This window comes from Allobosea sp. (genome assembly GCF_017308015.1).
Taxonomy (GTDB): Bacteria; Pseudomonadota; Alphaproteobacteria; order Rhizobiales; family Beijerinckiaceae; genus Allobosea.
This window is the reverse complement of the sequence record NZ_JAFKFW010000053.1, coordinates 1-7,621: the sequence shown is the minus strand read 5'-3', so window position 1 is coordinate 7,621 and position 7,621 is coordinate 1. Positions and strand designations below refer to the sequence as shown.

The 7,621-nt window shown below is 64.8% G+C and carries 6 protein-coding genes; all 6 read right to left on the bottom strand.

Annotated elements, in window-relative coordinates; all coding sequences use genetic code 11:
- On the bottom strand, window positions 1–149 hold a 149-nt coding region (locus J0I42_RS23845; RefSeq protein WP_291658668.1), incomplete at its 3' end, for a GTP-binding protein.
- Window positions 150–200: 51 nt separating this feature from the next.
- Window positions 201–2,276 carry an elongation factor G gene (gene fusA / locus J0I42_RS23840; protein WP_291658667.1) on the bottom strand — a complete coding sequence of 692 codons (2,076 nt, stop codon included), beginning with the start codon at window positions 2,274–2,276 and terminating at the stop codon, window positions 201–203.
- 33 nt (window positions 2,277–2,309) lie between these two features.
- Complete coding sequence (gene rpsG / locus J0I42_RS23835) at window positions 2,310–2,780, bottom strand: 30S ribosomal protein S7 (RefSeq protein ID WP_291658666.1); 471 nt, start codon at window positions 2,778–2,780, stop codon at window positions 2,310–2,312.
- A gap of 73 nt (window positions 2,781–2,853) precedes the next feature.
- Window positions 2,854–3,225, bottom strand: coding sequence for a 30S ribosomal protein S12 (rpsL, locus tag J0I42_RS23830; protein ID WP_291658664.1), 372 nt, complete (start codon window positions 3,223–3,225; stop codon window positions 2,854–2,856).
- A 518-nt stretch (window positions 3,226–3,743) separates the two neighbouring features.
- Entirely contained in the window at window positions 3,744–4,853 is a 1,110-nt protein-coding gene (locus J0I42_RS23825; protein WP_291658662.1) for a helix-turn-helix transcriptional regulator, read from the bottom strand.
- Window positions 4,854–5,260: 407 nt separating this feature from the next.
- Window positions 5,261–7,621: DNA-directed RNA polymerase subunit beta' (locus J0I42_RS23820; RefSeq protein WP_465247719.1), on the bottom strand; the 2,361-nt coding region annotated here is incomplete at its 5' end.

Genomic DNA, 7,621 nt, shown 5'->3' with positions numbered 1-7,621 from the left:
ATCTGGTCATACGCCGTGAAAGACGCTCCGCCAGCCTCGGCCAGAACCTTCGTGATCGCAGCCGTCAGAGACGTCTTGCCATGGTCAACGTGACCAATCGTTCCAATGTTGCAGTGCGGCTTGTTCCGCGCAAACTTCTCTTTGGCCATCGTAGCCTCCGTCAGATCTTGTTCAAATGGTCAGTCGGTTCGGTGCGGGGCTCAGGCGTACTTGGCCTGAACCTCGGCGGCCACCGCCGACGGCACCTGCTCATAGTGGTCGAACTGCATCGTGTAGTTGGCGCGACCCTGCGAGAACGAGCGAAGCTGGTTCACATAGCCGAACATGTTCGCCAGCGGAACCATCGCGTTGATCACGACGGCGTTGCCGCGCATGTCCTGGCCCTGGATCTGGCCACGGCGCGAGTTCAGGTCGCCGATGACCGAACCGGTATAGTCTTCCGGGGTCACGACCTCGACCTTCATGATCGGCTCGAGCAGCACGGAGCCACCCTTCTGCAGACCTTCGCGCAGCGCCGCACGGGAGGCGATTTCGAAGGCCAGAGCCGACGAGTCGACTTCGTGGAAGGCGCCGTCGATCAGCGTGACCTTGACGTCCACGACCGGGAAGCCGGCCAGAACGCCCGAGCCGATGACCGAGTTAAGGCCCTTCTCGACGCCGGGGATGTACTCCTTCGGCACGGAACCGCCGACGATCTTCGACTCGAACTCGAAGCCCTTGCCCGCCTCGTTCGGCTCGATGACGAGCTTGACGCGCGCGAACTGGCCGGTGCCGCCGGTCTGCTTCTTGTGCGTATAGTCGACCTCGGCCTTCTTGGTCAGGGTCTCACGATACGCAACCTGCGGCGCGCCGATATTGGCATCGACCTTGTAGGTGCGGCGCAGGATGTCGACCTTGATGTCGAGATGCAGCTCGCCCATGCCCTTCAGGATGGTCTGGCCGCTCTCCTGGTCGGTCGAGACGCGGAAGGACGGATCCTCGTTCGCGAGCTTCGACAGGGCGAGGCCCAGCTTCTCCTGATCGGCCTTGGACTTCGGCTCGATCGCGATCGTGATGACCGGCTCGGGGAACTCCATGCGCTCCAGAATCACCGGCTGAGCCGTGTCGCAGAGCGTGTCGCCGGTGCGGACATCCTTGAGACCCGCCAGGGCGACGATATCGCCGGCGAAAGCCTCCTTGATGTCCTCGCGGTTATTCGCGTGCATCAGCAGCATGCGGCCGACGCGCTCCTTCTTGTCGCGCGTCGAGTTGATGACGCCCTGGCCGGCCTCGACCTTGCCCGAGTAGATGCGGCAGAAGGTGATCGTGCCGACGAAGGGGTCGTCCATGATCTTGAACGCGAGCATCGAGAACGGGTCGGAGTCCGTCGGGTTACGCACCGTCGGCTCTTCCGTCTTGAAGTCGATGCCTTCGACCGCGCCGCGATCCACCGGCGACGGCAGATAATCGACGACGGCGTCGAGCAGCGGCTGCACGCCCTTGTTCTTGAAGGACGAGCCGCAGAGGACCGGGTGGAAGGCGCGGCGCTGCACCGCGGTGCGGATCAGGCGACGCAGCGTGTCGGCGTCCGGCTCGGTGCCTTCGAGATAGGCTTCCATCGCGGCGTCGTCCATCTCGACGGCAGCCTCGACCAGCTTCGAGCGATACTCGGCAGCCTTGTCCGCGAGATCGGCCGGGATATCCTGCTCTTCGTAAGAGGCGCCGAGCGCCTCGCCGTTCCAGACGATCGCCTTCATCTTCACGAGGTCGACGACGCCCATGAAGTTGGACTCCGAACCGATCGGAATCTGCAGGCACACAGGCTTGCCGGCGACGCGGTCGATGATGTCCTGGACGCAGCGGAAGAAATCGGCGCCGATCTTGTCCATCTTGTTGACGAAGACGACGCGCGGAACGTCGTACTTGTCGGCCTGGCGCCAGACCGTCTCGGTCTGCGGCTCGACGCCCTGGTTGCCGTCGAGGACGCAGACGGCACCGTCGAGCACGCGCAGCGAACGCTCGACTTCGATGGTGAAGTCGACGTGGCCGGGGGTGTCGATGATGTTCAGGCGGTTGTCGCGCCAGAAGCAGGTCGTCGCCGCGGACGTGATCGTGATGCCGCGCTCCTGCTCCTGCGCCATCCAGTCCATTGTGGCCGAACCGTCATGGGTTTCGCCCAGCCGGTGGTTCTTGCCGGTGTAGAACAGGATACGCTCGGTCGTCGTCGTCTTGCCCGCATCGATGTGGGCCATGATGCCGAAGTTGCGATAACGGTCGATAGGATGGGAACGGGCCATGGTGGTGCTCTGTGTCTCGGGTCAGCGAGCCGCTTACCAGCGGTAGTGCGAGAAGGCGCGGTTGGCTTCCGCCATCCGGTGCGTGTCTTCACGCTTCTTCACGGCGTTGCCGCGGTTGTTGGCGGCGTCCATCAGCTCAGCCGACAGGCGCTCGACCATGGTCTTGTCGTTGCGGCCGCGAGCGGCCGAGATCAGCCAGCGGATCGCCAGCGCCTGACGACGCTCGGCACGAACCTCGACCGGAACCTGGTAGGTAGCGCCGCCGACGCGACGCGAACGAACCTCGATCGCCGGAGCGACGTTCTCGAGCGCCGACTTGAAGACGTCGAGCGGCTCGCTCTTGGTCTTGCTCTCGATGATGTCGAAGGCTCCGTAGACGATCCGCTCGGCGGTCGACTTCTTGCCTTCATACATGATCGAATTCATGAACTTGCTCACGACGATATCGCCGAACTTCGGGTCCGGGATAACTTCGCGCTTTTCGGCACTGTGGCGGCGGGACATCGTCTAGTCTCCGGTCAATCTGGAACGCTGCGGACCGGCTCGGGTCTAACGACCCCGCCGGCCTGGCAGAAAATTACTTCGGACGCTTCGCGCCGTACTTCGAACGGCGCTGCTTGCGGTTCTTGACGCCCTGCGTGTCGAGAACGCCGCGCAGGATGTGGTAGCGCACGCCGGGAAGGTCCTTCACGCGGCCGCCACGGATCATGACGACAGAGTGCTCCTGGAGGTTGTGACCCTCGCCGGGGATGTAGCCGATCACCTCGAAGCCGTTGGTGAGACGAACCTTGGCAACCTTGCGGAGCGCCGAGTTCGGCTTCTTCGGGGTCGTCGTATAGACGCGCGTGCAGACGCCACGCTTCTGCGGGCAACTCTCTAGCGCCGGAGCGCTGTTGCGCACGTTCACGGGCGACCGCGGCTTGCGGATGAGCTGGCTGATTGTCGGCATTCTGGCCTCTCGCCCCACTGAGCGTTTGGAAATTCCTGGTCAATCTCCCAGGCCGAGCAAAGTCACGGCATAAACGAAGCCGCGCCATCGGCGCCCTTTCAGGGGCCTCAGGCGCGTTCGCCAGCAGAGGAACACGGAAAACCGCGCTCATGCATCCTGCCATGTCGTCAATCGACGCTGGAATTCCGACGGAGTTTCGGTCGCGAACCTCGCTCGCGAACCATGCGCAAGCGACAAACGTGTCCGACAGCCGTCGACAGTGGCGCGCTTATGACTCAGGAGGAGATTCGCGTCAACCCCGGAATCCGCTTACGGGCGCGTTTCGGCCTGCATTTCCGCCATCCGCCCCGCGAATGGCGGCTTCAGCCTGTCCGTGATCGCATCCCGCGCGCCGGTCGGCAGCATAGCGCGCCGCGACACAGCGTGCAGCTCCCTTCGATCCGTCGCCCCCGCATGATCCCCAGAAGAGAATCATCCGCATGGAAGGCATGCCTCGGCTCGAACCGCGGGACCCAGCCCTATCGAACCGCCATGCGCGCGAGCAGCGCCGAGAGCTCGCTCTGCCGCGTCAGGCCGGTCTTCTGGAAGACGCGTTTCAGTGTCGTGCGGGCCGTTTCCTCGGTGATGCCAAGCCGTTCCCCCGCCTCGCGCGGCGCCAGCCCCATCCCGACAAGCGCCGTCACCCGCGCCTCGGCCAGCGTGAGACCGAGAAGATCCCGGACGAGCGCCGGATCGGCAGGCCCGTCGACCTGGGAGCTTGTGACGACGGCGATTGCCACGACATCCGCCAGCAACGCCTCGACAGCACCACGATCGGCCATCCGGACCGGAATCACGTGAACGGCGAGAAACCCGTCGCGCTGACGATCCTGCACGACGACCGGACGCGGCGCAGCGAGAAGAGCCGCATCCCCGAGAGCTGCATCCGCGATCCTGGCCCGCAACATCTCGCGCGGCGCTTCCGCCCGGGCCGTCAGCCGCCCGCCGCTGACGAGCAGCCCGTCGCCGGCGAGCACCTGGCCCGCCGGGTTGGCGAACAGCACCCGTCCGTCGCCCGCGAGGAGGAAGACACCCACCCCGAGCCGGGTCAGCGCATCGGCGAGCGCCTGCTGGGAAGCTTCGGCATTGATGAGCCTGATGCCGAGACGCAACGCGTTCTCGACATGACGGCCCAATCGGCTGAGGAGATCGAGCTCCGCCTCCGACAGCGGGCCCTTCTCCATCGCACGCTGGACCGAAAGCGCGACACCCACGCGTGGATCGGGGGAAATCCCGACCCCACCGAACCAGCCGAGACCGTGCGAGCGCAGGAACTGCGCATAGAACGGCAGGCTCTTCATTTCCTCAAGCGTCGCAATGTCGCGATCCGAAACGGTATCGGATCGCGAGATCGCGCCACATTCAAGCGAGCGCGAGAAGCGAACGTCATGGCGCCACCATTGGCCCGCTTCGTAATCCCGCTGTGCTGCGTCCAGGCCCGGCGAGCAGATCGTGCCATAGGCGCCGTCTTCCCGCTGATAGATCAGATGAGCGCCAACATCGCCGAATGCGTCCGCAATCGCCTGCAGCGCGGCCGGCCAGCGCTCGGGTGCCGGTGCGGCCTCGTAGATCGCTTCGACTGCCGCCACGAAACCGGCCGGCGTCCTCTGTTCGAGAGCGTCCCTGCCCTCCTGTTTTGCTGGCCAACGCATCATACCCTCGCGCGCTCACCTTCTAAGCTTGCACTATTAAAACGCCATGTGGACGGGCAGCCGCATGAAGCATGAAGAAAGTGCGAGGACGCGAGCAGCCCGCGCCTGCCAACCCGACGGAAAAGCGAGAGAAAGATCCATATCTCGGGACGTATCGTTCGAAGACGTCGTGGCGCCAGAGCGATTCCTGCAAAACTGCGAAACGGTTCTGCGCCTGGAACTGCATAAAAAGGCAAGGGGCCGGAGCCATCTCGGCGAACCCGTTCTCGCCGGGAATGCTCTGGCCAAAAGAAAACGGCCGCCCGAAGACGGCCGTTTCATGACATGAGGCATTCGCCCGGCTGTTACTCGGCAGCCGGGAGCACCGCGGCGGCGGCCTTGGCGGCCTTGGCCGCCGCGTCCGCCTTCTGGCCGACGATGAGATCGTCGCGGCGCGTCGCCACCTGCTTGATGCGGGCAACCTGAGCGCCCGTACCGGCCGGGATGAGCGAGCCGACGATGACGTTCTCCTTGAGGCCCTCGAGCATGTCCGACTTGCCGTTGACCGCCGCCTCGGTGAGGACGCGGGTGGTCTCCTGGAAGGACGCGGCAGAGATGAACGAGCGGGTCTGGAGCGAGGCCTTGGTGATGCCGAGCAGAACCGGAACGCCGGAAGCCGGCTTCTTGCCCTCCTCGCGCAGCTTCGCGTTGACCTCTTCCAGCTCGATCCTGTCGACCTGGTCGCCGGTCAGAATGTCGCTGTCGCCGGACTCGGTGATCTCGACCTTCTGCAGCATCTGCCGAACGATGACCTCGATGTGCTTGTCGTTGATGGTCACGCCCTGGAGGCGATAGACCTCCTGGATTTCGTTGACCAGATAAGCCGCCAGCTCCTCGACGCCCTTGATCGCAAGGATGTCGTGCGGGGCCGGGTTGCCGTCGAGGATGTAGTCGCCGACCTCCACGACGTCGCCGTCCTGAAGGTGGATGTGCTTGCCCTTCGGGATCAGGTACTCGACCCCGTCGGAACCGTCATGCGGCGTCAAGGTGACGCGACGCTTGTTCTTGTAGTCCTTGCCGAAGCCGATGACGCCCGACTTCTCGGCGATGATCGCCGCATCCTTCGGACGACGCGCCTCGAACAGCTCCGCGACGCGCGGCAGACCGCCGGTGATGTCGCGGGTCTTGGCCGAGTCGGTCGAGACGCGGGCGAGCACGTCGCCGGCCTTCACGACCGCGCCAGGCTCGACCGAGATGATGCCGTCGACCGGCAGGATGTAGCGGGCCTCGCCGCCACGGGCGAGCTTCGCAACCTTCCCGTCGGCGCCCTGGATGACCATCGCAGGCTTGAGATCGGCCGTACGAGCCGAACCACGCCAGTCGATGACGACGCGCTTGGAGATGCCGGTCGCCTCGTCGGTCGTCTCGGTGATCGACATGCCGTCCACGAGATCCTCGTAGCCGACCTTGCCGTCCACTTCCGCCAGGATCGGACGGGAATAGGGGTCCCACTCGATCAGGCGCTGGCCGCGCTTGACCTTGTCGCCCTCGTCGACGCGCAGCTTCGAGCCGAACTGGACACGATGGACCGCGCGCTCGGCGCCGTCCGGTCCGACGATCACGATGGCGATGTTACGCGCCATGGCGATGAGGTCGCCGTCCGAGTTCCGCGCGACGTTGCGGTTGCGCATCTTGACCGTACCCTCGAAGTTCGACTCGACGAAGGACTGGTCGGCGATGGTGGCCGCGCCGCCGATATGGAAGGTACGCATGGTGAGCTGCGTACCCGGCTCGCCGATCGACTGCGCCGCGATGACGCCGACGGCCTCGCCCATGTTGACCGGCGTGCCGCGGGCCAGATCGCGCCCGTAGCAGGTGGCGCAGACGCCGTTCTTGGTCTCGCAGGTGAGAACCGAGCGGATCTTCACCTCCTGGACGCCGGCGGCGTTGATCCTGGCGATGTCGCTCTCTTCGATCACGACACCCTTGGCGACGAGGACATTGCCCTCGACATCGACGACGTCCTCGGCCGCAGCGCGGCCCAGGATACGCATGCCCAGCGAGGCCACGATCTGGCCGGCATCGACGATGGCGCGCATCTTGATGCCGTTATCCGAACCGCAATCTGTCTCGGAGATGATCGCGTCCTGCGCCACGTCGACGAGACGGCGGGTGAGATAGCCGGAGTTGGCCGTCTTGAGCGCCGTATCGGCAAGGCCCTTGCGGGCGCCGTGGGTCGAGTTGAAGTACTCGAGAACGTCGAGGCCTTCCTTGAAGTTCGAGATGATCGGCGACTCGATGATCTCGCCCGACGGCTTGGCCATCAGGCCCCGCATGGCGGCGAGCTGGCGCATCTGCGCCGGCGAACCACGGGCGCCGGAGTGCGACATCATGTAGATCGAGTTGATCTGCTTGTCGCGGCCGGTCTCGTCCTTTTGCACGGTCGAGATGCGGGCCATCATCTCCTGGGCGAGCTTGTCGGAGCACTTCGCCCAGGCGTCGACGACCTTGTTGTACTTCTCGCCCTGGGTGATCAGGCCGTCCTGGTACTGCTGCTCGTAATCCTTTGCGAGCGCGCGGGTCGTGTCGACGATCTGCCACTTGTTCTCCGGCACGACCATGTCGTCCTTGCCGAAGGAGATGCCGGCCTTGAACGCGTGGCGGAAGCCCAGCGCCATGACGCGGTCGCAGAAGATCACCGATTCCTTCTGACCGCAGCCGCGATA